This window comes from Nitrosomonas sp. (genome assembly GCF_019752415.1).
GTDB lineage: Bacteria > Pseudomonadota > Gammaproteobacteria > Burkholderiales > Nitrosomonadaceae > Nitrosomonas.
Genome location: NZ_JAIEME010000012.1, coordinates 29147 through 56027 on the forward strand (window position 1 = coordinate 29147; position 26881 = coordinate 56027).

The following is a 26881-nucleotide window of genomic DNA, read 5'->3' on the forward strand; positions in this document are numbered from 1 at the left end:
TATTAATCCGTACCGTATTGAGATTTATAACTGCGAATTCTTTTTATACCACTTTCCATTTTCAACTATGTCATATTCAGAATAGTCATTGATTATTAATTCCCAAAGCCTTTCAACTTTTGATTCAATCAGCTTGTCATAATCATTTTTTACAAATAAATATACCGGTGGCTTATTTTTAAATTCTTCATAGAATGCTTCCCACTGATAGTCCAAATAATACTCCAGTATCCAACCATTTGTACTTAACTCGGGCAAATTGGAAGTCAATACGTACATTCTTGGATTCCCACAAATAAAGACGGCCTCTTCTGGCTTAATCACCTTCATGATTTTAGCAGCGTCATCCTTTGCGTAATCGAAACTATCTAATTTTGTATAATTCTTTGACATTATTCCTTGTCTAAGGGAAGTAATTTGATTATTAAGAACGAGTGCCACAACTGCAATAACTATTAAGTTTGCAATAAATTGTCTTTTGGGATTTGCTATCAGCAATAAATGATAAAGAACAAAATCTAAACCCAGTAATGCTAGTAAACCGATCGGAACATACAACAACTGAAGCTGGTATGACCACCAGGAGGTTTTCTGCATGAGAATCACTACTAAACCTACAATACCCCACGATAGTACTAAGCCGAAGAAATGAAATTCTCTTTTTGGAATAAGAAAAAAAGCAATAGCAGCCAATAAAACCAGCAGAATCATTTTTCTCCCAAACCAGCTAATCGATCCATATAGTCTACTCGGATCGATTTGATCAGCTAGGCCTATCACACTTGCCGGTATTATAAAAAAAATATCTAGAACGAGATTCTCGATCTGGTGAGTAAAAATATACACTAGGAACATCGATACCGGGAGCATTAATCCTAGGATAATAGGAAGTAATTGCTTATTAATTATGTACCTAAAGTTTTTGTATTTGATTGTGAATATGAAATGGATAAGAAGAAAAGAAAAAATGATCGGAGCAAAAACTAATTTACTTAAGATCACAATACCGATTAGAACACCTACTGCCAAATAGGTAACAAATAGGTTGTTATCTGTTTTGTATGCTTTATCTAATAACCAAACAATGAGGAATAGCGGGAAATTAATCAGTGCTTCCAGCTGGGTTAATTGAAAGAATGTTGCGTTACAATAATATACTCCAACAATAAATAAGGGTAGAAGAGCATTAAAATAGTCTAATCGGAAAAGCTGGTATTCTTTAATTGAATGAAACAAAATAGCTGAAAATAACACCCAATATCCTAATTCGAATAAATGAATACTGATATCACTCCAGCCGATGGTTTTGCCTGCTGCCAAATAAAATAAAAAAATACCGGGTTGTTTATAGTCAAATAAATCTTTATAAAGTACCTTTCCGGAATCTAATAATTGGGCAATAACTACAAACAAGGATTGATCTCCCCCCAATACAGTAGGGCTTTTAATTAAGCCTACAGTTATTATGAGTAACAGGGTTGTAATAATCGCCAGTCGGCTTTCAATATATTGAAGAATCATAATTATCAAATACGCTTAGAGGAAATAATGGATATTCACACTTGCTTGTTAACATTTTCATAGATAACCGCAGATATCCACAAGCCATGGCAACCATACTTTCGTAATTTCTCCTCAGTTTGTCATATCGTGGCCACTGCACGATACTGCTGTAATCGCGCAAAAGCGTTTTCCACCAAATGCCGATACTTATACATACAAGCCCCAGTCCTTGTAGTTCTTGTCTGCATTACCTTTCAAGGAATTGCACTTTCTTGGTATTACAGGCCTAGTTCCCCTCTTTGTTATCTGCTCCCGTATACAATCATCCACTTCTCCATTGGTAATCACAAGTTCAACTGGCAAGCCATAACTGTCAACCAGTCCGCATTCGATGCTGCTGACCTGGTCATACAGACATTCTACCGTCAGGCGAAAATTACGCTTGAAATAAATAGCTTCTTCAAGCAGATCCTTCTCCGGCTTCGACCAGAACTCATCACTGAGCACCAATCGGGGGCATCGCAAGTTCAGACTTTCTTAGATACCCTCATTTATTTCGATAAATTCCCAAGAAATCTCATGTCTATATCAAGTGCAACAAATGAAAATAGCAAATCCATATAGCAGTGAAAAGTAACACGTCAGCTATCTCTCAAATCCTCAAATAAAGGTCATTACAAGAGCCTATTTCGTGCCAAAAATACCTTTCGGATCAGGTCTAGCGAACAATGAAAAGGTTATGTAATCAGCCATGGAACACCTACAAGCACTTGATATTATTTATAAATGTACTGATTTTCAGTGATCATAACGACCGGAAATATTAAAATATCCATGTGTTATCTGGTCGAAATGGTGATTAGAAATGCTAAGACGTAGCAGTACGATTCATCGACCGAATTTGTTTGAAACAGAATTGTTGGTGCAACTTGATCCCAATGATCCACTGCTGAAGCTTGCATCAGCGATACCCTGGCAAGATTTGAGGAATCATTTTCCATCCATTACACCGCAACGACAGGTGCGCCGAGTAAGCCGATCCGATTGATGGTTGGGTTATTGATACTGAAGCGGTTAGAGAGTTTGAGTGACGAATCGGTAGTATTACAGCGGAAGCGCAATCCTTATTACCAGGCTTTTTGTGGCATGAAAGATTTCCAACAGAAGCTGCCTTGCCATAGCACGGAACTGGTGCATTTTCGCAAGCGCATAGGTACTCAGGTGTAGAGCGGATTTTCCGGATGAGCGTTGGTTTACATGGAGAGTCGGCGCTGGAAGATGTGGCTCATGTCGACACGACCGTGCATGAGAAGAACATCACATACCCAACGGATAGCAAACTGGCGATCAAGATTATTAATCGCCTCAACAAGATTGGCCCTGCCCACGACAATATGAGTACGGCAGCAAAGCATCAATCACCAGTACCGCAAAAGGTAATCTGATCGTCGGTGTAATCAGTCACGAACAGAACCTGCATGACAGACACACATTACCAGCGATAATGCGTCATGTAGAGATTTCGCGCGGGAAAGCCGCCAAGCAAGCCGTGTGCGATCGCGGCTACCGCGGCAAAGTTGAAATCAATGGAACGCAGATCATCTTGCCTGGGAAGGCGGGCAAGAAGGATGCCAGGTACCAGAACACAGCGCACACCCGTTATATGCGACCGTATTGCACATCCACCACAAAGCAACTGCGGTAGTCAAACAAGCAGAATGCATGACATTTGAGAGAGGATCGGACATCAATTTCTTGATGTGCCTTTAGACGAGAAAACCCATCTAGCGGATATTACTTATCCGCTAGATGGGTTTTATGGTTTTTGTTTTTGGAAACATTTGACTGACTCTGCCCTGTCTACCACTTTTACTTGCAGTGATTGGAAAAGTTCTGATAGCGCTAAAAAACCAATTACTAGCAAAACTTAAGCCACTAAGGACATCAATAAAATTTATTCAGTCTAGAAAACGCCGTAAACAACTGCTCCAATAACGATAAAAGCTGCTGTCGAAATGAAGAACAATCTTAGTACTTGTGCATCTGTTTCTCTTCTGTTGATTTCGCTCATAACTAATCTCCTTATTTAAGATATTTCTTTGATTAAGAATTAAAGTCGACAATAATCGACCCCCCCTGCATACACGATCACAAAATTTTTATGATCGTGAAACTTTATCTCGCTCCTAAGATTCACTATACAATGAATCTTAATTGATGGAACCGAGTATTTGCTTCGCAACCATCTCACTTCGTTTGATTATTGCGGTGACAAATTCTAACTCACATTTAACAACAATGAAAGTATTGAAATCAAGCAGCTCTTCTATTTACTGTAAAAACTCATTCAGTCCGGCAACATTTTTTCACAGAAAACCCCATTCCATAACGTTCACAGCCTTTTGAAACCATATTCATCCAATGATTTTTGAATCATTACTAATGAGACTCATAATGCTAAAGGCTTCACGTAACCCGTTAGTTCAAGATAGCCACGGCCAGCGGGTTGATCATCTCTGGTCAGTGTCACTGCGCCTTCCCAGTATACCGATCCGGTAGATTGGCGTGAATCGAGTTCCTGGTCATCCAGCAGTGGCGTAAGCTGCCATTCAATCTCACCAGTGCGAATATGCATCGCGACAGGATAAATTGCCTCTGTGTGGGGTGATTGCCAGGTACGAGTAGGGGTAAATTCCACTTCTTCCGGATTAAAAAATTTAATATCGCCCGACACACTGCGCAATGCAGCATAGGCCCAAACTTTACCACCATTCTTTTTACGTATTTGAAAAACCATCAAGGATGACCCGTCATCCAGATTGGCACCGACCCAATCCCAACCGTCAGCCTCCGGATCCAGATAAGCAGTCGACCATTCGTGATCAAGCCAGGCACGGCCAGTGACAGCAGTCGGCCTGTTTTGCCGAAAAACCGTACCGGTTACACTTAAATGCGGTTCGCTATAGTAGTAACTTGCTTGTTCCGGTTTCGGGCCTTTGCGGGAAAAACCGTTTTGATCCTGCAGCATCACCATTTGCGTCGGAGTCAAGGATAATCGCAAACCAAAATCACCGGTCCGCATATCCACCTGATAGTGCCCATCCTCTTCACGCACCAGGGTCCAATCATCCAGCTTCACATCGGTATTGCCTGACCTGGCATAAGCCAGATCAAAACCTTCACGAGCAGACTTTTCAGTATGCATCAGCTTGCCCGCGGCAGGATCGGATAATGCCAGATGCGCGATAATTAAATATTTCGCTGCAAAGCGGCTTGGATTGTCCTGATTTTGGTCAGTCGCATAACGAAAAAAGGTAACCTGAAAGCCCAGTGGCTTCTTATCCGCCGTCTCCAACCAGCCGGTGATATACCACCATTCAATACGAAAATCCTGATGCGCACCGTAATCATGTGGAAAAGTTAGCTTATAGTCGGGCACGACCGGCAACAACCGGGAAGATTCAGCGATCGTCTCCGCAGCAACCAAGCTTAGAATCACCATAATCACGCTGACAAAACGCAAGAAATAACGCCTACCGGCAGTTTTATTCCTCTTCATTACCAATCCTCCCGCACCGCACGTATCACATTACCGGATACGACCTGCCTCCCGGTCAGCAGTGCCGTCAGCGCCGCTGAAACCAACATAATCCCGGCGATCATCGTCAACCAACCCCATGGCAGATGCAATTGCATGGTCCAATGGAAGGATTGCGGATTGACAATAAAAACCAGAATTAGACTGATACCCCACCCCAATACAAAGCCCAACACAATTCCAAGCAGCGTTAACAAACCACCTTCCGCAGCCAGCATCGCAAAAATTTGCCGCCGCATGACACCAATATGGCGCAACATACCGAATTCTTTCGCGCGCGCCAATGTTTGCGCCGAGAAACTGGCCGCCACGCCCATTAATCCAATCACCACCGCCACCATTTCCAATATATAAGTCACCGCAAAACTGCGATCAAATATTTCCAAGCTTAATGCACGCATATCACTCGACCGGGAGATCTCCAGCGCCGCGCCAAATGGCAATTGCCGTAAATTCGCGATGGCTGCATCCGCTGTCATTTCAGCTTGCAACCACAAAGCGACCGTATTAACACTCAAATCCCCAGTTAATCTCTGATAATCCGCCAGTTGCATCTGTACCGCGCCAAATTGACGGCCATAATCACGCCACACACCGGCAACCAGAAACTCACTGGATGTTGCGCCGATCGGCAATGTCACTTTTCCTCCTACCCGGTAACCATATAAATCAACCATCGCTTCCGACACCCAGACCGGCATTACATTTTCGGGCAGTGCTCCTGGCGCAATCCTATCATCCGTCAACGGCAGCGTATTCCGCGCATCGGTTTTATCGATAGGGCGAGCAAACAAGGTGATTTCCGGCCGGTTCGCGTCGAGTGACAGTTGCTGCGTACGGAAAAAATCCACACGATCAAAACCGGGTAGCTCGGCTATCGCCTTTTGCGTGTCGGGTTGGAAACCGCCTTGATCACCGTTTGCCGCAGCGCGCACATATAAATCGGCCGGTAACACATGCCCCAGCCAGTCATCGATCGATACGCGGAAACTCGTCACCATGATCGCCATTGCCACCATCAGACTAAAACTAGCCAGTATCCCGCCCAGCGCGATAGCAGCCTGGTTAGGCGCATTTGCCAGGCGCGCCAGCACCAGTGTAAAAACAGCGCTTAACCGGTAACGCTGCAATTGGCTCAATAGCTTCGAAAAAGTCCATGCTGCAAAACGCGGCATCAATGCAATGCCACCGATCAACAGCAATGCAATGGCCAAATAGCCGAATACCGGCAGTCCAAAAATGGGCGGCAGTTGCGTGAACAGCAGGGCGACCGATAAACAAATCACAGCAAACCAAGGCGGTGAGAATTTTGCCATGGCCACATCCTCACTGCCGGACCGCAAAGCCAGCGCAGGCCTAGCACGCGCCGACTCTAATGCTGGTGCAATACTTCCCAACATTGTCACAATGATCCCAACCAGAAAGAATATCAATGCAGCCATTGGATCAAAATAAATGCTGGGCTTAACACCCGGAAAGAAGTTAGTGCCTAAATCTCCGCCCAGTAACTGAATCGCCGTGGCGGCAATAGCATATCCTAAGCCCAATCCCAGCAGCGAACCGATCACCCCGAGGATTGCCCCTTCGGTAATGATTTGCTGCAACAATTGCTGCCGTGTAAAGCCCAGGACACGTAACAATGCAAATTGCTGCCGCCTCCGGATGACTGAGAGCACCTGCGTGGAAAACACCAGAAACGTACCAGTAAACAACGCCACCAGCGCCAGCATGTTCAAGTTAACCCGGTATGCGCGCGACATATTGGCAATCCGCTTTTCCTGATCGATGGCTTCAGTAACCCGATACGATTCGCCCAGTTCCTCAGCCAGCTTGATTTTAAACGCTGCATGATTGACACCATTCTGTAGTTTCAACTCGACCCGTGACAATAAACCAAGCTGCTGGAAACGCCACTGCGCCACGCCAATATCCATCACCGCAATGCGTTGCCCTGCCCGTGCCCGCACCAAACCACCGGCCACGCGCAAGGTAATGGTCTGCAATCCCACATGCAAGGATAGCGAATCGCCTTGCTTCACTTGCAACCATTCCATGGCTGCTGGTGACAGAAAAATAGCATCGCTTGCTAGCCGATCCAGCGTTTTTCCTTCCTCAGTCAATCCCAGTAAATCCGGTGAAATCTGCACCGCCCGGAACATATCAATACCGATGATTTTCAGTTTGTGATCATTTCTGTTTTGCAGTTTACCCGGCACCACCACATCCAATTCCAAAACCGGATTCGCTAACGCCACGCCTTCAGTATTGGCCAGCAAGGGATAAAGCGATTCATCAAAAAATGCTTTCCGGCCATATACCTGCAAATCCGATTGCCCGGAAAGGCTCTTACTGGCCGCAGAAAACTCATTAAAAGCCGCCGTATTGATCAAATGGATTGAAAACGCCATAGCGACACCGATGGCAATGGCAACGAGTGCCACGATCATTTGTATAAAATGCGCACGCCATTCACCGAATAACAGCCAGCGGGATAACGATGCCGTACTCATTCGCTACACTCTGATTTCACTGGATGCAAGCCCATCCTTGGTCAAATTCAACACAAAATCCGCCGTTGCAGCCGCAGCATGCGAATGCGTCACGAGAATACCCGTAGCGCCGTTGGTTTTGATTTCCGCGCGCATTAACTGGAGAATCTCGTGCGCCGTATCCGGATCGAGATTACCCGTCGGTTCGTCCGCCAGCATCAATTTAGGCCGGTGTATCAGTGCCCGCGCAATCGCAACACGCTGCAACTCCCCGCCGGATAACTGATGCGGAAAATGATGCCCGCGATCGCGCAAACCCACACCAGCCAGCATCTGTTCCACACGATCCGTTGGCGCGCCATTCAGCAATAAAGGTAAGGCGATATTCTGAGACAGGGTCAGATGGGGCAGCACATGAAACGCCTGAAATATGAAGCCAAACTGCTCACGCCGCAGTTGTGTGGCGGCATCATCATTCAGCGATGAAATCGCCACGCCGTTAATGCGAATCTCACCCGAATCGGGCGTATCCAACCCGGCAATCAGATTCAACAGCGTCGATTTGCCCACACCCGAATCACCCATGATGGCCACATACTCGCCAGCTTTCAGGGTATACGTTAAATTGGTCAGCACCTTCCGCCCTTCCGCATAGGCCTTATTGATATGACATAATTCAAGCATTTGCATTGACACCACTGGATGTTGGATTACTTTTTAAATTCATTGAAACATACCTCTATGACCCGGATAAACTGTAGAAAGAATACAACCGTGCTTTAACAAACCTATCGATTTATGCTTAAATGTACCACGTAACAAAAATTAATTTTAAGCACTTCTAAAAATACAGGAGAAATCTTATGGCAAAAGCCAGCGCACGTCACATTTTGGTAAAGACCGAAGAACAATGTAACAACCTGAAAGCGGAAATTGAAAATGGCGCAGAATTCAGCCAATTGGCACAACAACATTCGTTATGCCCATCCGGCAAACAAGGCGGCGACTTGGGTGAATTTGGCCGCGGACAAATGGTGAAGGAATTTGATACCGTCGTTTTCAGTGCCCCGGTGGGTGAAGTGCAAGGCCCGGTTAAAACCCAATTTGGGTATCATTTGCTGGAAGTGACAAAACGTAGCGATTAGAACGCCTATTTGTCTCAATCAACCGCCAGTGATCAGATCATGCCAGATACTGCTCCGTCATTACCTATTGATAAGACCAAGATCCGTCTTTTGACGGGAATCAACCCCGCGCAAGCGCTGGGATTCGCTGTCAGCTATTTAATGACCAAACCGGCTTTTGCATGTCTGCAATTCGGACACTGGTCTCGCATTCTAGTCGGACAAATTAATCGCGGCCACTATCTGATTGCCTCAGATAGCGGACGTATCGTCGGGTTTATCGGCTGGGCACTGACCACTCAGGAGAAGGGCGATATGTGGCTTGCTGGGCAGGGTGAGCTCTCCTTCGAGGACAGCAAAGCCGGCGAGATCATGCTGATTAACGCGTGGGCGGCAGAAACTAACGATGTGACGAAAATCATCCTTGAGCGACTACGCGTGATCGGCCGGGTTCAGAAGATGGTCTATTTCAAGCGCCTCTATCCGGATGGGCGCATCCATTCCGGGCGGCTCAGTGTCAACGCCTTCGTCGACGCGCATATCCGCTCCGCTCGATCCGGCGAAAAATCCAGTAACTGAGACTCTCCAAAAAGCACATAATTCGCCCGTACATAATGTCGGCTCGCACACCGGATCCAAACTAAATCCTGTAATTAGGAGTCATCCAGATTTGTCTAATCTCAGCAACAATCCCTCATTAAGCAAACCTCACACACATCAAAGTTTGGGTAGGACTGTCCATGCTCAGAGAGCCGTTTTTGTATCGGGTCGCGTGGAGGAGGGTATGCATCACATCAGGCGGCAACAAACGCTATGGAGTGTGAGAACAATACCGTTATCCCTCATCGCCGTGTTCGTAAAAGAGCCATATTTTCAGCACTAGTGATCCATGGCAGAACTTCCACACACCACTCAAACCCGCTGGCAATCCATCAAAAAAGCAGCACAATTTATCGCACCTTACCAGCGCCAGGTCGTCTACAGCTTGCTGGCTCTGTTATTTACGGCGACGATTACCTTATCCATCGGACAAGGTATCCGGCTGCTCATTGATCAAGGATTTGCGACGCAGTCCAAAGATCTGTTGAGTCAATATGTGGTGATTTTTGTACTGCTGGTGATCGCCTTGGCCATCGGCACGTTTACCCGGTACTACTGGGTTACCTGGCTGGGCGAGCGGGTGATTGCCGATATTCGCAGTAAAGTATTCAACCATCTGATTCATCTGCATCCAGGATTTTTTGAGGAAAACCGCAGCCTTGAAATCCAATCGCGCCTGACCGCCGATATGACGTTACTGCAAACTGTGATCGGCTCATCCGTATCGTTTGCGTTACGTAATCTGATCATGATGATAGGCGGCATTATCTGGTTATTTATCACCAATGCGAAGCTGGCCGCATTAGTAACAATTTGCGTGCCGCTGGTGGTGGTGCCGATATTGATTTATGGCCGCCGCGTGCGGCATTTGTCACGCCAAAGCCAGGATAAAATTGCTGCGGTCGGCGCGTATGTCGGTGAAGTACTTGGCCAGATCAAAACAGTTCAAGCCTACAATCATCAATCCATTGATCAACGCAAATTTTATGATCATGTAGAAGAAGCCTTTGCCGTCGCCAAACAGCGCGCCACGCAACGCGCATTACTGATCGCCATCGTCATCCTGCTGGTGCTGGGTGCCGTGGGATTCATGCTATGGGTGGGTGGCATTGATGTGATCGAAGGTCGTATCAGTGCGGGTGAATTGGCTGCTTTTGTGTTCTATAGCGTCATCGTCGGTTCGGCCGTTGCCTCTATTTCGGAAGTGATTGGTGAGTTACAGCGCGCAGCCGGTGCGGCCGAGCGGACGATAGAATTATTACAAGCGCAAAATCTGATCCAATCGCCTGAAAAACCCCATCCTTTGCCGAAAGTATCCGGAAATATCACCATTGATCAGCTGTGCTTCGCCTACCCTTCGCGTCCCGATGTGCTTGCTATCGATCATTTGACGCTGACTATCCGGGCGGGAGAAACGCTGGCCTTGGTAGGCCCTTCGGGTGCGGGAAAATCTACGTTGTTTGATTTGTTGCTACGCTTCTTTGACAATCAATCCGGCAGTATCAAATTGGAGGGTATTGATATCCGGAACCTGGATATTTTTGTCTTACGCCGGTGCTTTGCCCTAGTCGCACAAAACCCGGCTTTATTTTATGGCACCATCAGCGACAACCTGCGCTATGCCCGTCCCGATGCCAGTGATGCAGAAGTCGAAGCTGCGGCCGATGCGGCCTACGCGCACGACTTTATCAGCAAATTGCCACAAGGCTATCAAACCCTGCTGGGAGATTCCGGATTGGGGCTATCGGGCGGGCAAAAGCAACGACTGGCCATTGCACGCGCCATATTAGCTGATGCACCGATACTTTTATTAGATGAAGCCACCAGCGCGCTGGATGCGCAAAGTGAGTTTTGGGTGCAGCAAGCATTGCAACGATTGATGCGCAACCGCACCACACTAGTCATCGCGCATCGTCTGGCAACGGTACAATCCGCCGACCGCATTGCAGTGTTGGATCATGGGCGGCTGGATGCGCTGGGAACACATGCTGAGTTACTGCAATCGAGTGCATTGTATGCAAGATTAGCTGCTTTGCAATTGCAGCCGGAATAAGAAAAAAGGTTTAAGCGTCTCATGCGCATTTAAAATCGCCTGTCTTACGTTTTCTTCACTCCGCGCTTCAGCTTGTTTTCCTTCAATCTATTGGGTTGCCTAAACCGATTTTTACCAGCAATACGGAGGAGGCGAAGAAATTTTGGACATTCAAAATGGTTTGGTGCTTTGCAGACCGCTGCGTGACGAAGCCCATCACGCATAGCAGTCAATTCTTCAATTGTCTTGTCCAGCTCATCCGCTTTGGTCAAAAGCAGCGCTCTATTAATGTCGGGACCATCAGGAGTAAACATTTCAGCAATCTCATCAAGCGAAAAACCGGCGTTGCGCCCCAAAGCTATTAAAGCCAGCCGTTCTATCACATTGGCGCTGAATAAACGGCGTAATCCACTCCGGCCATTTGATTGAATCAATCCTTTTTCTTCATAAAATCGTAATGTTGAGGCTGGTAATCCAGATGCCTTTGCGACCTCGGTTATATCCATTATTTCACCTGCTGTAATTAATACTTGACTTCAAGTCGACTTGAGCTTTTATCCTAGCTCAGTGCATAAATTTGTACAACACCTGAGCAATTAAATTGATGGCTTGTCATTAATCTTTTAAGAATTTAAGGAGCTGCTATGGAAGCAAGTTTTTGGCATCAAAAATGGGAACAAGGGGATATTGGTTTTCATGAAAGTGAGGCAAATCCGTTTTTAATAGAACATTTTGAAGCATTAAATCTGACAAAGGGAAGCCGTATATTCCTGCCGTTGTGCGGCAAAACACGTGATGCGGCATGGTTGCTTGCCTGCGGTTATCGAGTTGTTTGCGCAGAATTGAGCGAACTGGCTATTAAAGAGTTGTTTAAAGAACTTGGTTTAGAACCAGAAATTTCCAAAATTGGTCAATTGGCTCGTTATCGTGCTGAAGATATTGAAATATTAGTAGGTGATATTTTTGCCGTGTCTGCTGAATATCTTGGGCCCATAAGCGCGATATACGATCGTGCTGCTTTAGTTGCTCTGCCTGCGTGCATACGAAAGCACTATACGTCACACCTGATGAACATAACCGGCACTGCGCCACAGTTGCTGATCACTTATGAATACGATCAACTGCTCATGGATGGCCCGCCGTTTTCAGTGAACCAGGACGAAGTAAAACAACACTATGGCACTTCTTATCAATTGGAATCTGTTGGGAGCAAGAATGTTGCGGGCGGATTGAAAGGAAAAGTTGCGTCAACGGAGACCGCTTGGTTGTTAAGAAAAAACAAGATAATAGGATAGATTTATATGCCGGGAATTGAATGGATATTGTTGTATCTTGTCTTGGGTGCCTTAGTTGGCTTTTTGGCAGGCTTACTCGGGCTTGGTGGCGGTGGAATATTGGTTCCTTTGCTGGCATCCATTTTTACTTACCAGGGTATAAGCGGAGATAACGCAATTCACTTGGCATTAGGAACGTCGCTGGCTTGCATGATCATTTCTTCAACGGCAAGCATTCGCGCACATGCTTCTCGAGGTACCGTTGTGTGGCAGGTGGTTGGCGGAATGGCACCCGGAATTATTCTGGGCGCTTTTCTGGCTACACAAGCCGCCGTCCACGTTAACTCAGCCTACATCGCTATGTTTTTTGCATTGTTCATGGCACTTGTAGCGGGACAAATGTTTCTTAATTGGCAACCGAAACCCAACTCAAAACCGGCAACCTTTCTCGGATTGATTGCGGCTGGAATTGGGATCGGATCTGTATCAGCGCTTGCCGCAGTGGGTGGTGGTTTCCTCGCCGTTGCTTACCTCGGCTATAAGAATGTCAACATAAAAAGCGCCATTGGTACTTCCGCCGCAATTGGATTTCCGATTGCCATCACGGGTACTGCCGGCTACATGATGAGCGGCTGGTCTATCACATTAAGTGATCCCTATACTCTTGGATTCATTGATGTGCCAGCATTTTTGGCAATTGCGATTACAAGCTCTATTGCGGTCTCCTATGGCGCGCGCTGCTCCCATAGTTTGCCAGAGGCTTATTTAAAAAAGATATTTGCGGTTATCTCGCTGCTTTTGAGTATCAAGATGTTAATTTCGCTTGTTCATTTTTGACCGAAGGGTGCATGCGTATTCTTTGGAAGCATTTTCATAGTATTTACACCCAATACGCATGACAAGGCATTACACCGGGAAAGCCTGTGAACATGACTTACGGTTGACCCCAGCTTTCCCCCCAAGGAGCGGGGAATTGAATCCGCGGAGATTAAAAGAATTCTGCGTAAGATCATGTTTCTCGCCTCTTGGTTATGAATTGCTGGTTTCCGGATTAACTTAAATCCACGGTAATAGTCAAAGCTACCACCGGTGAATCTGATCATAGTTTCTGGCAACTTTTTAAAATAGCGGATATTGGCTGAATCCGTGCTGGCAAAATCACCATTTTCAGCATAGTTAATGCTTTTTTTTGTATTCCAGCGCTTCGATTAACTCAGGAATGAGAAAGTTGGTGTCTGTCCAGCCTTGTCCATGTGAATGCGATAATTGATTGATAGGTACGCCTTCAATTTGGGTTAAAAAATCGGTGCCATGATCGAGGTTAAACCCGCGTAGAAAATACTGATGGGCTTTACCTTCGCCGCTGTGTTGCGTGGCAATCATGCCGGGTATGGTTTCCAGCACTTCTCCCGGCCGAGTGATCGGCCGATATCTGATCTGGGCTTGCCCCACATTACCTTGAGAAGCGCTGTCAGCAATGCCAATCATTAGACTGGCCCGTTCAGTAATCAGCATTTCGCTAAATACAACCGATTTTACTTTACTGGTTTCAGACTTAATTTCTGTCGTTGTCTTGGCGTTTGTAATTTTTTAATTTATCGGTTTCCTGAGCATTCACATTACTACCGACAGAAAAAACAAGAACCAATACGGCCAAACGCGCAATCAATATGCCGCTACCATGCGATAACAAGATAGCAAATACAAAGCCAGCCGTGTAGGAAATCAGATTTGCCGAAGTCGATATTTCCTGGCCATGCGCATAGCCATGAAAAAAACAAAGAATGCGATGATTTGGACATTAAGCGGAGCACTAAACTGAGTCTTGCGGATAATGAGTACGCTTAGTATCAGAACGGACAGCAGAATTCTGATTTCCGCATTAGGTACTTCAAAGTTAGCTGCTTCGACGAATTCACCAAAACTCATAATGCTGGCAAATACCACAGGTTACAGACAGCTTGCCTATGCGACTGTGCAGCCCGACTCCTACCGCAATCATGATCAGAATATGAACCCATCCTTTTAATGGATGATGAAAACTATCACGCCAGCCACTACCAATGACAAGAAACATTGTTGGAATTTTCAGAAGAGATAAAGACAACAACATGAATAGTCCCAATGAGAGGAAAAAACCTCTGAGGCTGTCCACGAATAGCGCAATCTGCTGCAGAAAAGCTATTTTGGCTATATTTTCCGATTATTTCTAATTGTTAGTGCCGATTTAAAAATGATCAGATGCGCTTGTTTGTACCGGTTGAAATTTGGCCAGTCCTGTTCCCGCAGATTGAATAACCTTTGATAAAGTTTTGCGTGCGGCGCGCATCCCCGCCCCCATTTGCATGAGCGTAGTTAAATGGACAGAACGTTTTAGTATCAATGCCGTCAGACGAATGGGATTTACCCCGCCATCCGGATAGACGGCGCCGAGAAGTGCTTCCGGGGGTGAGAATTGAAGCGGATCGATGATGGCGCGTACCGCGATAAACGGAATGCCAGCCGCCGCCGCTACTGCTGCAATCGCAGCGCTTTCCATATCCACCGCACAGGCACCCGTTGCTTGCGCCAAATCCAGTTTTGCTTTGGTACCTGTCAATGGCACATCACTGTTCGCTAAGACACCATTTCGCACGGTAATCTCTGCCGGTAGCAAATTTTGCAACCGGTCTCGCCAGGCTATGTTCACCGGCAACGGAGTACCCGCATATATCGCATCCGGCAAGATCAAATCACCAGGCTTCAGATCGGGACTCAGTGCACCGGAAACACCGAAACTCACCAATGCCGTTACGCCATGCTGATGTAATCCTTCAGCCGCTGTCCGAGCGGCCTGTGCACCCATACCGCTGAGCCACAAAACTGCCCGGTCACCAACCGGCATGATTGTATTGAACGGAACACGCGCGGAAGACACGCAACTGGCCTCAGCCCGTAAGGCTGTCACCAGCCCGGTTATAGGCACGCAGCGACTGTTCTGGTCAACGCACGGTAACGCGCCAGCGCCCATAATGGGAAAAATTTTGAATATCCGTGATAGCGGAGATAAAAAACGCGCGGAAAGCCAGGCGCAGTGAACCAGGGTTCTTCCCACAAATGATCACTCGATTGATTGCGCAACAAGTAATTAATGCCTCTGCGTACCGATTCGCTGTTTACCTCACCGGCCGCCATCAAACCCAGCACAGCCCAAGCGGTTTGAAACGCGGTACTGGTCTCGGGAAACTTACCAGCAAGCTGGGTATCCAGATAAGAGTCGTTGGTTTCACCCCAACCGCCATCCGCTCTTTGTACGGATTCTAACCACTGTACGGCGCTGCGTACCGATTTATGTTGCATATCAAACTTAGCCAAACGGAATGCTTCCAGGACAGACCATGTGCCATAAATATAATTAGTCCCCCAGCGCCCAAACCAGGCGCCATTGGATTCCTGTTCCCGCAACAAATAACTGATACCGCGCAGCACAGCATGCTGATGATGCGATTTCCCATATTTTCCGAGAAAACCAACACAACGCGCGGTCACATCGCTGGTCGGCGGATCAATCAACGCACCATGATCAGCAAAAGGAATCTCATTGAGATAGTGATAAGTATTATCAATATTAAAGGCTGCGAAACCGCCATTACGCGATTGCATACCACACAGCCAGTTAGCCGCGCGTTCCAGAGGCTTCTGATAACGTTCTGCATCGCCTTGATCCATTGCCCAGGCAACTGCAGCAGTATCATCGAGGTCAGGATAATGCGGATTCGCGTATTGAAAAGCCCAACCACCGCCTGGCAAATCCGGGCAGTTATCGCGCCAGTCACCCGGCTCATCCAGAATCTGTTGTTCCACCAGCCAATCCAGCGCCTGCAGCACCGGTTTCTGATCCGTCGTTGGATCTTCTTGTAACGCCAGACTTGTCAACACGGTATCCCAGACCGGTGAGGTACAAGGCTGACACCAAACACGTTCTCCTTCATCGACTAACAATCCGCGCAATGCATTGCGACACTGCACGCGATTGGGATGATCATACGCATAGCCTAATAATGCCAATGATTCATGCGCATTGACCATGGCTGGAAAAATAGCACCGATGCCACATTCTCCGTTCAAGCGCTCAAGGGTCCAGCTTTCTGCGCGACGTATGGCGTATTGACGTACTGACTGGGGAAGTCTGGGTTCCACTCGCGACAATACGCGCTCAGTCAACATAAAAATGCGTTTCAGCAGCGTTCCCGCCTTTGGGAAATAATTCTTTTCTTCTTCCGGTGGAATGATAAACAGCTCACGAAGGTGCACTTGCCGCGGATTAACAGCGCGCGCCTTCATCGTACACAGAATCGACAAAGGCACCATCACGGTACGTGACCAGTAAGAAACTTTGCTGAGATGAAAAGGAAACCAGCGCGGTAGCAAAACAAGTTCTGCTGGCACAACGGGCACGCCACGCCATGGAATCTGGTCATACATTGCCAGCAGCAAACGGGTGAAGACATTCGCTTTGGCTGCACCGCCGCGTTCCAGAATGGCTTCCCGTGCACGCACCATATGGGCTGCCTCGGGAGAGTCACCCACCAGTTTCAAGGCATAATACGCTTTAATGGTGCAACTGATATCAAAAGCACCGCCATAATACAACGGCCAGCCACCATGACTCAGATCCTGTTTATCACGGATAAAACGCGCTATTCTTGTTTCTAATAAAACATCCACTTCATCCATGAAATGCATCATCAAAATATATTCTGCGGGGATTGTGCAATCCGCTTCCAGCGGGAAACACCAATGCCCATCTGCATTTTGTAAAGACAACATGGCTGCGCGAGCTTGGGTAAATTTAATTTCCAGCTCACTGGTATTGACTGCTTCCTGATTCAGGTTTAATGCCGTCTTCGAAAAAGGTGCCTCATCTTCAAGAGTAGAATCAACTTGTTGCTGCGATATATTCGATATTCTTTGAAACCCGTCCATATTCCTAAGCGCCCTGTCTGTTACAAATATCCCAATAGATTTAATGCCTATTATCAATCCTGTTTGGCCTAAATGGATTCTTCACATAAGATTTCTTCCTGTAAATATCTAACAAACTCTTTTAAACAAAATGGCTATCAAGCCTCATTAATCATAATTTCTTTTCTTTTTTTGTTTTTGTTTTTGTTTTTGTTTTTTCTAATTCATTTTCAAATGGATTATCTTGAAAAGGATCATAGTAAAGGTCTAATGGCAGTTTACCATCATGAATCAGAAATTCACGTTGCTGCAGCGATGCTTCACGTACAAACAAGTAGGGGTCCAGAGCGGCTTCATCACGAATACGCATTGGACCGGATAAACGAGCACGCTTGTCGATAGCGCCTAGAATAGTTAAAGGAGCAGCAAATGATGTCCCCACTGCGAGACCCGCGTAGAAAAGCACATTAGTCAAAAGTCCTACTGGAATATTGGTTACATCACGCTCACTACTGGGACCTAAAAGCGGAATAAACAAATAAGACCCAGTATTCACACCCCATACACCTAATGTTTGACCGAAATCTTCATCATGCTTTTGTAACCCCATGTGGGTTGCCATATCGAAAAAGCCAAACATTCCGACCGTTGAGTTCACAAAAAAACGTAGCGTGTCTTCAGTCCCCTGCTTTACTTTGCCTTGCAGGAAAGAATTCAGCACGACGTTGGGATAGGACAAGTTTTCGTAGAAATTTCCAATCGACCGCTGCGCAGCATCAGGAACATAGTCGATGTAAGCATTCACAATGGGAACAAACACGGCTCGATCTACCTTGTCAGTAAAATCATAGGAAGCGCGATTAATTTGTTCGTGTGGATCAACCGGGTCCAAATGCTGATCACTATTCTTTGTCGTTGTTGCACAACCCTGCAAAATTGTGAAGAACAAAGTTAATACAATAATAATTATATGGTTATGATTTACTATTGAACTTATATTTCTCAAGATTCTGATCTTCTCACTCATTTACTTATAAAACAATCAGCCTGCAAATTTTTTCAGCAATGACAGATGTCGTATTATTATTCCGTTACTCCGTAGCCATTTCATTAACAAATGGCGAGCTGCCAGGTAAGCTGGGGTTTTATTTTTGAACCTTTCGAGCTGCAGTCAGATAAACTTTAACGTCGGTTCCATACTCGCTTCTACTAGCCTGTTCTTACGTGCATTTCCAGTCAAAATAATTCAGCCGCAGTATACACTACTCCTTCAATATCCTGCTTCGCTATCCCTGCAAAAATAACCAGAATTCATTCATATTTGATGAGGTTAAATCCATTTTCCCGGTGAAAATAAATGTGAATTAACTGCCAAATGTCAGAATCTTCGAATTCTTAAAAACAGCATACGAATCACTACAGATCCAGAATTACTCAGACTTGATAGCTACTCATACAACAAACGACTAGCGACAATGACCTAATCAATCAATAAACCATTTACCCTTCTCGCTCTCCATGCACAATCTCGACTAATTTTAAAGCCTGCAACTCCATTTCAATCACAAAATCGTCGACTTTTGCACGAAAATGGCGATAAAAGATCATGCTGGGAATCGCCACGAGTATGCCAAACGCTGCATTATACAAAGCGACAGAAATCCCATATGCAAGCTGCGCCGGGTTACTTCCGGCAGGCGAATTCGAACCGAAGATTTCTATCATACCGACCAAAGTACCAAACAACCCCATCAAAGGACTCAACGCAGCAATAGTCCCCAAAGTAGTCAAGTAGCGGCTCAGATCATGCGCAACCACACGACCAGATTCTTCAATCGACTCTTTCATGATTTCACGAGAGCTTTTCACATTTTTAAGCCCGGCAGCAAGAATTCTTCCCAGTGGAGAATGTTTCTGCAAATGCGCAAGCATCTCCGAATTGACGCCTCCGCGTTTATACTCACTGAGTACTTTAGGCAATAATTCTTTTGGTGAAATAACACTTAAACGCAATGTCCACATCCGTTCCCCAATAATGCCTAAGGCAACTACGGAAGCGAAAATGATTGGCCAGATCGGCCAGCCAGCCGCTTGAATTAAAGATAACACGTGATAGTCTCCTCACTCACTGTAGATCCAGGTATTATTCTGTGGCGTACTATATTACCTGATTTGTTTATTTTATAACTAAGTAACCAATTCGGCTCGAATGAATCTTGATCGCGTATTTTCAGCCAAGGAAAATGGTTGATTTTTTATCCACAATTTCTGTGGATAAGTTTGTGAATAGGTAACAAGTTTAAGAATTAAGTTATCAGTCCTAAACATCTTTTCTGGATTGACTGTTTTTTAATCTCATACAAATACACTAACAAACATTAACTTAACTTACACTTCCCGATCAGCACGTACTCTACCCATCACATCGGGCCACGCTGTTTCAACAATAGATGCGGATTATTACACAATATCAAAATGAGTCTGCTTCCAATCTCAAATCTTCTCCATAAAGTGCTTACGGTAAGCGAGTTAAACAGCAACACCAAGCAATTTCTGGAACAGAACATACCGTTACTGTGGGTTAAAGGTGAAATTTCAAATTTAAAGTGTTATCAGTCGGGCCACTGGTATTTCTCTCTAAAAGACGCCAGCGCACAAATACGCTGTGTCCTATTCAGCCACAAGAATCAATACATTGACTGGCAGCCAAAAGATGGTATGCAAGTCGAAGTGCTGGCGCTAGTTACATTGTATGAGCCGCGCGGCGATTTTCAGTTGAACATTGAAACCATGCGCCGAGCCGGTTCAGGTGAGTTATTTGAAGCATTTGAGAAACTTAAATCCAGATTGGAAAAAGCCGGGTTATTCAACCCCGCAAATAAAAAACCGTTACCCGCATTCCCCAAACAGATCGGCATCATCACATCGCTGGATACTGCCGCATTACGTGATGTATTGTCGACATTACAACGCCGCATGCCGTCGTTGCCGGTCATCATCTATCCTACCCTGGTGCAGGGAAAGACAGCAGCCAATTCTATTGCTGATACTATTAAAATAGCGGGTCAACGAGCGGAATGCGATGCGCTGATACTCTGCCGGGGTGGTGGCAGCATTGAAGATCTATGGGCATTCAACGAAGAAATTGTAGCGCTTGCGATTGCCGCTAGCTCAATACCGGTCATCAGTGGCATCGGCCATGAAACAGACTTTACCATTGCAGACTTTGTCGCCGACATCCGTGCTCCCACGCCGACCGGAGCTGCTGAACTGGCCAGCAAGGATCATAAGGAATTAAGCCGCCACCTGAAAACCTTGCACCAGCGCATGTATCGCATCACTTTGCATCATATTGAATACGCAATGCAGAAAATGGACATTCTGGCGCATCGTTTAATTCATCCTGGTGACCGGATCAAACAGCAATATGTTCATTTACAACATTTGCAGAATCGGTATATCAAGACTTGGACACATCAGATCGAAAAACAGCACTGGAAATTACTCGAATTTAATCAACGGCTAGCAGCCGCAAGCCCGGGCATTGTTCGTCTGGAGGTGCAGCAAAAAGAACTCGCCGCACGTTTCCGCTACTCATTTTCACGCTATTTCGAAACACTGTCAGTCAACCTGCAGCATTTACAAACACAGTTATCACACCTAAATCCGCAGTCGGTTCTGGAACGCGGCTACAGCATCTCCTATACCCTGCAAAACACCGTAATCCGTGACAGCAAACAAATTCATTCCGGCGATAGAATTCAGGTAAAATTCGCGCACGGAATGTGTGAAGCTGATGTCAGCAAAACAAAAGATTCTTCATAAAAGCACAGGGATCTTATATTAATTCCACTTTATTTAATAAGGACAAGATTGTTGATGCCAAAAACTTTTCTGATTCTGGGTGCCATAAATGCCTTTTTATGCATCGCACTGGGCGCCTTTGGCGCACACGGCCTGAAACAAACACTATCAGAAAGTATGCTGGCAGTGTATCAAACCGGAATTCAATATCATTTTTATCATGCCTTCGGGATTCTCATCATTGGCTTGTTATTGCTGCATTTTCCCAAGTCCCGCTTAATCCCGATATCCGGCTGGTTGATGATGGCCGGGATTATTTTATTCAGTTTCAGCCTTTACACATTAAGCCTGACCGGAATGCGCGCACTGGGCATGATCACACCATTCGGTGGCATTTCGTTTCTCAGTGCATGGGCTTTACTTGTCTATGCCATCTGGAAAGAAAAATAGAAATGACTCGTTAGCTTTATTGTTAACATTTAATTTTTTCATGTGCAGCCTTAGTCAGACCTGAAAATATTCTACTCAAGTAGATAGCATGCTATATAAAAAAGCCAATATTATTAAAGCTATATTTTGTTACCTATTTGATAGGCCAAGATATATATCTATGGCAGTAGCTCATAACATGGCAATTAATCTAGAGGCAAGGGATCTTAGAAAATTGTATGAAGAAGGAAAATACCCAACAGAATAATCACTTAAGGAAATGGAAAGCAGCATTATTAATGCTGCCAATCTTCTTCAAGAAAAGATAGTTAAATCTTTATTTTTGGTTACTTTTCTTCTTGTATTAATGCTGGTAGCTGGGTATTTTACAGATGCAATCCACCCATCTCTATCATTTGATACCAAATATGTTTTATCTGTTCTAGGTGCTCTACTGCTTGTATGGAGCTCCTTAATATCATTAGGCCCTGAGTTAGGAACATACAAAGGAGAAGCTCTACATGAAGTATTCTTTGCTGCCTTTAGAAACACTTTACTAATAAGTGGGACATTATGTTTGGTATTGGTATTTGCTTTTTAGCAAATACCAATACGCATTACAATGCAAAGAACTGAAATGTATAGTTATGTGTTACGACAAGACTACCTTTTACTTCGTTTTGGAATGAAGCTAAGTGTGCACTGAGAAAACTCGGCAGGGTTCCAAAGAAACTATTCCCAATACTTTTTAAAGAAAGCGAATAAGATTTAATTATGGAACCCCAAAACAACGACTGAAATGACTGACTGCCAAAAAAAGTTAGGCTAAATCCAGCACTAATCTACTACAATCACTTAACTTTCTTTGACATGTTTCGATGGGAAACAGCCATTTCATTATTCCGTTCTGTCGCTTTTGTATATTCTCTTAATAAAGCTTCATGGTGTGACTCAAATTCTTGACCTTCTCGCCCATAGTATTCGCTATGATTTTGATACTCTTCCAGCAACTTTCTTTGTTCTTCTGCTTTTGCCTTCAATGCATTTGCTTCATTTTCATAATACTCAGCTAATTTAATATGATCGAAGCTGGTTTTAGCTTTCGCTTCAGCATTACTTACGTTTGCAGAGTCTGCAGCCATTGCTGCACCGAATGTCAGGAAAGTGAAGATAAACAGAACTACGAAAAATAGTTTTGATTGCATGGTGAGTCTCCTTGTATGAGATAAATGAAAAGGGATTCCACTTCTACTACAAATTTTCAACCAGTTTGAAACATTTCCTCCATTCGTTACTTGTTTCAGAAAGTCATGAATTTAAATTGATACTTTTTTACTCTCTATTTCCATCATAACAAATTGAATGAAATCTACAAGAATTAGTTTGATTTTATACGACGAGTATTGATCTACCGGCAACCAGATCATTAGCGCAAAAAAACCGATCATCAGGGAATGATCGCTACCATTGCTTATTACCGTGCTGAAAAGCTCGGCCTCGCAGGCAATGAAGCTGATGCTGTGCAAGACTGGCTTGAGGCTGAAATAAAAATAGAAACAAACTACCCAAAGCAATTAAAGCAATCGATTACCCTGATAAATCATAAGCACATCAACCTTATTGCAAATACTGCAAGAACCATTTGGCTGCAAGCTGTGCAACCTGTTCTAAGGTACCCGGTTCTTCAAATAAATGTGTTGCACCAGGTACGAACATTAATTCTTTCTCGCATTTCATCAAAGCAAAAGCCTTTGTTTCAGAATTAGCCTGCAGCTAAGCTGTCGCAGCAAGCAGGCGGCGCGTCAGCAGGTCGATATCGAAACGCATAATCTTGATTTGGCGCATGTCAGCAAATCGAATTGCAACGTACCATTGCCTTGTTGCTTTAGCACATGGGCAACAAAAGTATTGCAAGGACTAAAACGGTTGGAATTTTTACGGTATTCATACTATCGCTCCGATCCTAACCGGGACGCGTTGCCTGCCGAATTGACTGGTAAATTGCCCGTAACGGCCCGCAATGACGGTATTGCAATCTTCACAACGTCCCTCCGGAGTCAGATGGTAATGTTTGATTTCGTACCAGTCGCGCACGATAACAGCGTTCCCGCATGCCGGACAATATGTCGTATCGCCTTCAAGATTATGCACATTGCCGGTGTACACATACTGCAACCCGGCTTCCAGCGCAATCTTACGTGCCTGAATCAATGTTTCAGGCGGTGTAGACGGTATATCATTCAGTTTGTAATCCGGATGAAAAGCACTGAAATGCAGCGGCACATCGGTACCCAATTCTTTTACGATCCACTCGCTCATCGCACTGATTTCCTGACTGGAATCATTCAGACCTGGAATCAATAACGTAGTCAACTCAAGCCACACATCAGTTTCATGTTTGAGATACTTCAATGTCTCCAGCACAGGCTGCAGGCGCGACCCGGTTTGCTTGACATAAAACTCATCGGCAAATGCCTTGAGATCAACATTGGCGGCGTCCATCTTGGCAAAAAAGTCACGCCGCGGTTGCGCATGAATATAACCCGCCGTCACGGCCACAGTTTTGATGTCCCTGGCATGACAAGCATCCGCCACGTCCATCGCATACTCGGCAAAAATCACCGGATCGTTGTAAGTGAATGCAACACTCTTGCAGCCCTGTTTTTCCGCAGAGCGCGCAATAGCTTCGGGACTGGCTTGATCCAGTAGCTTGTCAAAGCTGCGCGATTTGGAAATATCCCAGTTCTGGCAAAATTTGCAGGCAAGGTTACAACCCGCAGTGCCGAATGACAAAACACTGCTACCGGGATAAAACTGGTTTAATGGCTTTTTCTCGATGGGATCGACACAAAAACCGGACGAACGCCCATAAGTAGTCAATACCATCGCATCGCCAACACGGCCCCGAACGAAACAAGCACCACGCTGCCCCTCATGCAATTTACAATCGCGCGGACACAAATCACATTGGATCCGGCCATCATTAAGCTGATGCCAATATTTTGCTGGGTATTGCTCAGCGGCACTAATCGGTTCATCCATGCGCACACTCCTTGGAATAACCCGTCTCACACCATTTACTCACGGTATAGCGGGATAACTTAACATCTTCAGCCCAGAAATCTTCAGACAATCGGGCTTTGGACTTGAGCTTGGCGAGAAACTGCTGTGGTTGCGGAAGACTTTCCCATACCTGCGGTAAGAATGTGCTGCGATAAGGCCCATACTCGAACACAACCCCGTCAATATCCGGACGCAATTGCGCCAGCGCATCGGCTTCACTGGTAAAACCAAGCAGTTGCAACTCGGAGAGTAGTGATACTTCCAAGCTGACTGTATCCAATTCATCAGCAGCCAAGGGCGCAAAACGGGGATCGTACAAGGCAGCCGATACCGCATTATTGCTCACATCCTCAATCAATGGATCACAAGCTTGCAGCGAACCGATACAACCCCGCAATTCACCCCATTGCGTCAAGGTGACAAACGTTGCCCCCGGCTTGGATAGCCACGGCATATTTTCATCAACCTCTGCCGCAGATACACCAGATACATGCAAAGCACGGGAAATAGCCGCACGTGCAATTTGCAACAGTATTTTCCCTTGCTCATTTTTCTCAAGTGACATACGCATATCCCCATTAGTTAAATGCAATCGCCGCATAACCGACCACTTGATCGCGTAAACCTGCGGTATCTCCGGAGTTTCTCAGATCTAGCAAATGTGGTGTTAGATGATGCTGTTGAGCGGCGAGGATCAAGCCGTTAATAGCCGTACTCCCACATGCCTGATCATGGTCAATCGGCTGCCGTAACTTCATTATGGATTGAACCGTTGCACTGTCCACACGCTGCGCCGTTGCATACGGTAAATAATGCGACAGATCCGAACTGATCACAATCAAGGTTTCTTCCCCGCCCCATAGTAGCTCCAATACTTCCGCCACTGCTTCTGCCGATGTCATGCCAACCGCCAGGGGCAGCAAAGTAAAATCACCCAGCACCTTTTGCAGGAATGGCAATTGCACTTCCAAGGAGTGTTCCAGGACGTGCGCTTCCTTACTGACGGTCACTTGGGGTAAATGGGAAATCGCGTTGGCTAAATCCGAATCCAGTTCCACGCTACCCAGCGGCGTATCAAAAACATCCACTCCGGGTAAAGCCAAACCATACACGGCAACACGATGCGCAGGGCCGAGCAATACGACACGCTGGATTACTGATGCAACAGAATGCAAGCTGGCATACGCTGTCGCAGCGATTGCACCGGAATACACATACCCCGCGTGCGGAACAATCAGTGCTTTGGGTTTGGAATCGTGAAATTCCGCTTTTGCAAGTAAATGCTGAACATCCTGTTCAAGCTGCCATGCATCAGCGGGATAAAACAAACCTGCCACCGCAGGCGAACGAATCGTAGTCATAGTTCTTTCTTCTCCAGCAGCCTTATTAATATAGGCATAAGACACAAAATCAAGAAAAAGATTGCAACTGTCTGGTCAACTCACATTCAACGTTCCTATGAAATTCTATTCATTTTTTCAAAATATTAATTGCACGCCGCTGATGATGCAAGCATAGATCATTCGAATCCGAAGCAGCGGCGTGCAAATGGCTTAAATTCCCTACATTATGATCCAGAAAGGCTTGACTCTGACTGCAGGCAACTACTTGTAAACTTCTACTGCATCCAGATACCATTTAGTTAAACGCTCAGTTGCGTCGAATATCGTCCACCAAACTCAGGGATCAGCGATAGCGGATCCCGTGGTTTATCCTGTGGCTCAGAAGATGGATGAAGTATTTTTGCATCGATTAAATCACTCATCGATCATTTTGCAGTTGGGCTGAATGGATTTGAAGGCAATACTTCCGGTCACCAGCCATCCCGATAAGTATTCATCAGATTGGTCGCATTATTGGCAAACCGGTTGATGCTGTGACGGTCAATTCTTAGGGAAACGCTGAATAATTCATCGCGCAGTAGAGATCAAGCCGAATGACTATGTGATATTGCGATAATTTGCGCAATTTTGACCTGAATTACATCATTTTTTGCATTATTACCCTCATTTCTTGTTTTC

General features: G+C 45.5%; 27 protein-coding genes and 2 pseudogenes. 12 read left to right on the forward strand and 17 right to left on the reverse strand.

All coding sequences use genetic code 11. From position 1 onward, the window contains the following. Positions 1 to 24: 24 nt before the first annotated feature. Both K2P83_RS03050 and K2P83_RS03055 read right to left on the reverse strand, forming a co-directional pair. Positions 25 to 1521 (reverse strand): hypothetical protein, encoded by a 1497-nt coding sequence (locus K2P83_RS03050; protein WP_292926406.1) that lies wholly within the window; start codon positions 1519 to 1521, stop codon positions 25 to 27. 79 nt (positions 1522 to 1600) lie between these two features. Further along, positions 1601 to 1881, reverse strand: a pseudogene (locus tag K2P83_RS03055) (IS5/IS1182 family transposase); the annotation flags it as partial. A 487-nt stretch (positions 1882 to 2368) separates the two neighbouring features. Between K2P83_RS03055 and K2P83_RS03060 the strand changes: the two are divergent. Genes K2P83_RS03060 through K2P83_RS03070 form a run of 3 tightly spaced genes read left to right on the forward strand, consistent with a single transcriptional unit; the run spans position 2369 to position 2948 of the window. Continuing rightward, positions 2369 to 2551 carry a hypothetical protein gene (locus tag K2P83_RS03060; RefSeq protein WP_292926407.1) on the forward strand — a complete coding sequence of 61 codons (183 nt, stop codon included), beginning with the start codon at positions 2369 to 2371 and terminating at the stop codon, positions 2549 to 2551. Beyond that, positions 2551 to 2730: a transposase gene (locus tag K2P83_RS03065; RefSeq protein WP_292926408.1), complete on the forward strand. Its 180-nt coding sequence runs from the start codon at positions 2551 to 2553 to the stop codon at positions 2728 to 2730. Before K2P83_RS03060 ends, K2P83_RS03065 begins: the two co-directional genes overlap by 1 nt. A 14-nt stretch (positions 2731 to 2744) precedes the next feature. Beyond that, the gene (locus K2P83_RS03070) at positions 2745 to 2948 is read left to right on the forward strand and encodes a hypothetical protein (protein ID WP_292926409.1); all 204 of its coding nucleotides are present in this window, start codon (positions 2745 to 2747) and stop codon (positions 2946 to 2948) included. A gap of 1004 nt (positions 2949 to 3952) precedes the next feature. Here the strand turns inward: K2P83_RS03070 and K2P83_RS03075 are convergent. The 3 genes from K2P83_RS03075 to K2P83_RS03085 are packed head-to-tail and all read right to left on the reverse strand — an operon-like array spanning position 3953 to position 8274. Then, positions 3953 to 5062, reverse strand: a complete 1110-nt coding sequence (locus tag K2P83_RS03075; protein ID WP_292926410.1) for a carotenoid 1,2-hydratase — start codon at positions 5060 to 5062, stop codon at positions 3953 to 3955. Further along, on the reverse strand, positions 5062 to 7611 hold the full coding sequence (locus K2P83_RS03080; RefSeq protein ID WP_292926411.1) for an FtsX-like permease family protein: 2550 nt from the start codon (positions 7609 to 7611) through the stop codon (positions 5062 to 5064). Before K2P83_RS03080 ends, K2P83_RS03075 begins: the two co-directional genes overlap by 1 nt. 3 nt (positions 7612 to 7614) lie before the next feature. Further along, positions 7615 to 8274, reverse strand: a complete 660-nt coding sequence (locus K2P83_RS03085) for an ABC transporter ATP-binding protein (protein ID WP_292926412.1) — start codon at positions 8272 to 8274, stop codon at positions 7615 to 7617. A gap of 179 nt (positions 8275 to 8453) precedes the next feature. Between K2P83_RS03085 and K2P83_RS03090 the strand changes: the two genes are divergently transcribed. The 3 genes from K2P83_RS03090 to K2P83_RS03100 all read left to right on the forward strand — a co-directional run bounded on the left by K2P83_RS03090 (position 8454) and on the right by K2P83_RS03100 (position 11367). Continuing rightward, positions 8454 to 8735, forward strand: a complete 282-nt coding sequence (locus K2P83_RS03090; protein WP_292926413.1) for a peptidylprolyl isomerase — start codon at positions 8454 to 8456, stop codon at positions 8733 to 8735. Positions 8736 to 8774: 39 nt separating this feature from the next. After that, positions 8775 to 9293 (forward strand): toxin-activating lysine-acyltransferase, encoded by a 519-nt coding sequence (locus K2P83_RS03095; RefSeq protein ID WP_292926414.1) that lies wholly within the window; start codon positions 8775 to 8777, stop codon positions 9291 to 9293. Positions 9294 to 9603: 310 nt separating this feature from the next. Then, positions 9604 to 11367 (forward strand): ABC transporter transmembrane domain-containing protein, encoded by a 1764-nt coding sequence (locus K2P83_RS03100; protein WP_292926415.1) that lies wholly within the window; start codon positions 9604 to 9606, stop codon positions 11365 to 11367. A gap of 44 nt (positions 11368 to 11411) precedes the next feature. Here the strand turns inward: K2P83_RS03100 and K2P83_RS03105 are convergent, their stop codons facing one another. Further along, positions 11412 to 11852: a helix-turn-helix domain-containing protein gene (locus K2P83_RS03105; RefSeq protein ID WP_292926416.1), complete on the reverse strand. Its 441-nt coding sequence runs from the start codon at positions 11850 to 11852 to the stop codon at positions 11412 to 11414. 138 nt (positions 11853 to 11990) lie between these two features. On the opposite strand from K2P83_RS03105, the gene tmpT reads away from it, so the two are divergent. Both tmpT and K2P83_RS03115 read left to right on the forward strand, forming a co-directional pair. Further along, positions 11991 to 12641, forward strand: a complete 651-nt coding sequence (gene tmpT / locus K2P83_RS03110) for a thiopurine S-methyltransferase (protein WP_292926417.1) — start codon at positions 11991 to 11993, stop codon at positions 12639 to 12641. Positions 12642 to 12647: 6 nt separating this feature from the next. Next, complete coding sequence (locus K2P83_RS03115; protein WP_292926418.1) at positions 12648 to 13457, forward strand: sulfite exporter TauE/SafE family protein; 810 nt, start codon at positions 12648 to 12650, stop codon at positions 13455 to 13457. Positions 13458 to 13796: 339 nt separating this feature from the next. Here the strand turns inward: K2P83_RS03115 and K2P83_RS03120 are convergent, their stop codons facing one another. The 6 genes and pseudogenes from K2P83_RS03120 to K2P83_RS03145 all read right to left on the reverse strand — a co-directional run bounded on the left by K2P83_RS03120 (position 13797) and on the right by K2P83_RS03145 (position 19673). Beyond that, positions 13797 to 14135: a Plug domain-containing protein gene (locus tag K2P83_RS03120; protein ID WP_292926419.1), complete on the reverse strand. Its 339-nt coding sequence runs from the start codon at positions 14133 to 14135 to the stop codon at positions 13797 to 13799. 40 nt (positions 14136 to 14175) lie between these two features. Next, positions 14176 to 14549, reverse strand: a pseudogene (locus K2P83_RS14295) (HupE/UreJ family protein). A gap of 298 nt (positions 14550 to 14847) precedes the next feature. Next, entirely contained in the window at positions 14848 to 15585 is a 738-nt protein-coding gene (locus K2P83_RS03130; protein ID WP_292926421.1) for a phosphorylase, read from the reverse strand. After that, positions 15576 to 17585 carry a squalene--hopene cyclase gene (gene shc / locus K2P83_RS03135; RefSeq protein WP_292926422.1) on the reverse strand — a complete coding sequence of 670 codons (2010 nt, stop codon included), beginning with the start codon at positions 17583 to 17585 and terminating at the stop codon, positions 15576 to 15578. The genes K2P83_RS03130 and shc overlap by 10 nt, the downstream gene beginning before the upstream one ends. 151 nt (positions 17586 to 17736) lie before the next feature. Next, positions 17737 to 18591, reverse strand: a complete 855-nt coding sequence (locus K2P83_RS03140; protein ID WP_292926423.1) for a VacJ family lipoprotein — start codon at positions 18589 to 18591, stop codon at positions 17737 to 17739. Between the two features lie 473 nt (positions 18592 to 19064). Beyond that, complete coding sequence (locus K2P83_RS03145; RefSeq protein WP_292926424.1) at positions 19065 to 19673, reverse strand: MotA/TolQ/ExbB proton channel family protein; 609 nt, start codon at positions 19671 to 19673, stop codon at positions 19065 to 19067. A 366-nt stretch (positions 19674 to 20039) separates the two neighbouring features. Between K2P83_RS03145 and xseA the strand changes: the two genes are divergently transcribed. From xseA to K2P83_RS03160, 3 genes are all read left to right on the forward strand, one after another. Beyond that, a complete protein-coding gene (xseA, locus tag K2P83_RS03150) occupies positions 20040 to 21389 on the forward strand; it encodes an exodeoxyribonuclease VII large subunit (protein WP_292926425.1) in 1350 nt (449 codons plus the stop codon). A gap of 54 nt (positions 21390 to 21443) precedes the next feature. Further along, positions 21444 to 21818: a DUF423 domain-containing protein gene (locus K2P83_RS03155; protein WP_292926434.1), complete on the forward strand. Its 375-nt coding sequence runs from the start codon at positions 21444 to 21446 to the stop codon at positions 21816 to 21818. Between the two features lie 259 nt (positions 21819 to 22077). Then, positions 22078 to 22398 carry a hypothetical protein gene (locus K2P83_RS03160; protein ID WP_292926426.1) on the forward strand — a complete coding sequence of 107 codons (321 nt, stop codon included), beginning with the start codon at positions 22078 to 22080 and terminating at the stop codon, positions 22396 to 22398. A gap of 250 nt (positions 22399 to 22648) precedes the next feature. On the opposite strand, the gene K2P83_RS03165 is transcribed toward K2P83_RS03160, so the two are convergent. After that, positions 22649 to 23002: a hypothetical protein gene (locus tag K2P83_RS03165; RefSeq protein WP_292926427.1), complete on the reverse strand. Its 354-nt coding sequence runs from the start codon at positions 23000 to 23002 to the stop codon at positions 22649 to 22651. Between the two features lie 249 nt (positions 23003 to 23251). On the opposite strand from K2P83_RS03165, the gene K2P83_RS03170 reads away from it, so the two are divergent. Then, a complete protein-coding gene (locus K2P83_RS03170; RefSeq protein ID WP_292926428.1) occupies positions 23252 to 23563 on the forward strand; it encodes a DUF2934 domain-containing protein in 312 nt (103 codons plus the stop codon). Between the two features lie 178 nt (positions 23564 to 23741). On the opposite strand, the gene amrS is transcribed toward K2P83_RS03170, so the two are convergent. The 4 genes from amrS to K2P83_RS03190 all read right to left on the reverse strand — a co-directional run bounded on the left by amrS (position 23742) and on the right by K2P83_RS03190 (position 26625). After that, the gene (gene amrS / locus K2P83_RS03175) at positions 23742 to 24839 is read right to left on the reverse strand and encodes an AmmeMemoRadiSam system radical SAM enzyme (RefSeq protein WP_292926429.1); all 1098 of its coding nucleotides are present in this window, start codon (positions 24837 to 24839) and stop codon (positions 23742 to 23744) included. Beyond that, positions 24832 to 25425 (reverse strand): AmmeMemoRadiSam system protein A, encoded by a 594-nt coding sequence (gene amrA, locus K2P83_RS03180; RefSeq protein WP_292926430.1) that lies wholly within the window; start codon positions 25423 to 25425, stop codon positions 24832 to 24834. The genes amrS and amrA overlap by 8 nt, the downstream gene beginning before the upstream one ends. A gap of 13 nt (positions 25426 to 25438) precedes the next feature. Then, positions 25439 to 26221, reverse strand: a complete 783-nt coding sequence (gene amrB, locus K2P83_RS03185) for an AmmeMemoRadiSam system protein B (RefSeq protein ID WP_292926431.1) — start codon at positions 26219 to 26221, stop codon at positions 25439 to 25441. 281 nt (positions 26222 to 26502) lie between these two features. Next, positions 26503 to 26625, reverse strand: a complete 123-nt coding sequence (locus tag K2P83_RS03190; protein WP_292926432.1) for a hypothetical protein — start codon at positions 26623 to 26625, stop codon at positions 26503 to 26505. Between the last annotated feature and the right edge of the window lie 256 nt (positions 26626 to 26881).

Bases quoted from the DNA above. Each gene is read 5' to 3' on its own strand.
- K2P83_RS03050 (WP_292926406.1), bottom strand. From the start codon at position 1,521: ATGATTCTTCAATATATTGAAAGCCGACTGGCGATTATTACAACCCTG.
- K2P83_RS03060 (WP_292926407.1), top strand. From the start codon at position 2,369: ATGCTAAGACGTAGCAGTACGATTCATCGACCGAATTTGTTTGAAACA.
- K2P83_RS03065 (WP_292926408.1), top strand. From the start codon at position 2,551: ATGGTTGGGTTATTGATACTGAAGCGGTTAGAGAGTTTGAGTGACGAA.
- K2P83_RS03070 (WP_292926409.1), top strand. From the start codon at position 2,745: ATGAGCGTTGGTTTACATGGAGAGTCGGCGCTGGAAGATGTGGCTCAT.
- K2P83_RS03075 (WP_292926410.1), bottom strand. From the start codon at position 5,062: ATGAAGAGGAATAAAACTGCCGGTAGGCGTTATTTCTTGCGTTTTGTC.
- K2P83_RS03080 (WP_292926411.1), bottom strand. From the start codon at position 7,611: ATGAGTACGGCATCGTTATCCCGCTGGCTGTTATTCGGTGAATGGCGT.
- K2P83_RS03085 (WP_292926412.1), bottom strand. From the start codon at position 8,274: ATGCTTGAATTATGTCATATCAATAAGGCCTATGCGGAAGGGCGGAAG.
- K2P83_RS03090 (WP_292926413.1), top strand. From the start codon at position 8,454: ATGGCAAAAGCCAGCGCACGTCACATTTTGGTAAAGACCGAAGAACAA.
- K2P83_RS03095 (WP_292926414.1), top strand. From the start codon at position 8,775: ATGCCAGATACTGCTCCGTCATTACCTATTGATAAGACCAAGATCCGT.
- K2P83_RS03100 (WP_292926415.1), top strand. From the start codon at position 9,604: ATGGCAGAACTTCCACACACCACTCAAACCCGCTGGCAATCCATCAAA.
- K2P83_RS03105 (WP_292926416.1), bottom strand. From the start codon at position 11,852: ATGGATATAACCGAGGTCGCAAAGGCATCTGGATTACCAGCCTCAACA.
- tmpT (WP_292926417.1), top strand. From the start codon at position 11,991: ATGGAAGCAAGTTTTTGGCATCAAAAATGGGAACAAGGGGATATTGGT.
- K2P83_RS03115 (WP_292926418.1), top strand. From the start codon at position 12,648: ATGCCGGGAATTGAATGGATATTGTTGTATCTTGTCTTGGGTGCCTTA.
- K2P83_RS03120 (WP_292926419.1), bottom strand. From the start codon at position 14,135: ATGCTGATTACTGAACGGGCCAGTCTAATGATTGGCATTGCTGACAGC.
- shc (WP_292926422.1), bottom strand. From the start codon at position 17,585: ATGGACGGGTTTCAAAGAATATCGAATATATCGCAGCAACAAGTTGAT.
- K2P83_RS03140 (WP_292926423.1), bottom strand. From the start codon at position 18,591: ATGAGTGAGAAGATCAGAATCTTGAGAAATATAAGTTCAATAGTAAAT.
- xseA (WP_292926425.1), top strand. From the start codon at position 20,040: ATGAGTCTGCTTCCAATCTCAAATCTTCTCCATAAAGTGCTTACGGTA.
- K2P83_RS03155 (WP_292926434.1), top strand. From the start codon at position 21,444: ATGCCAAAAACTTTTCTGATTCTGGGTGCCATAAATGCCTTTTTATGC.
- K2P83_RS03160 (WP_292926426.1), top strand. From the start codon at position 22,078: ATGGAAAGCAGCATTATTAATGCTGCCAATCTTCTTCAAGAAAAGATA.
- K2P83_RS03165 (WP_292926427.1), bottom strand. From the start codon at position 23,002: ATGCAATCAAAACTATTTTTCGTAGTTCTGTTTATCTTCACTTTCCTG.
- K2P83_RS03170 (WP_292926428.1), top strand. From the start codon at position 23,252: ATGATCGCTACCATTGCTTATTACCGTGCTGAAAAGCTCGGCCTCGCA.
- amrS (WP_292926429.1), bottom strand. From the start codon at position 24,839: ATGGATGAACCGATTAGTGCCGCTGAGCAATACCCAGCAAAATATTGG.
- amrA (WP_292926430.1), bottom strand. From the start codon at position 25,425: ATGTCACTTGAGAAAAATGAGCAAGGGAAAATACTGTTGCAAATTGCA.
- amrB (WP_292926431.1), bottom strand. From the start codon at position 26,221: ATGACTACGATTCGTTCGCCTGCGGTGGCAGGTTTGTTTTATCCCGCT.
- K2P83_RS03190 (WP_292926432.1), bottom strand. From the start codon at position 26,625: ATGAGTGATTTAATCGATGCAAAAATACTTCATCCATCTTCTGAGCCA.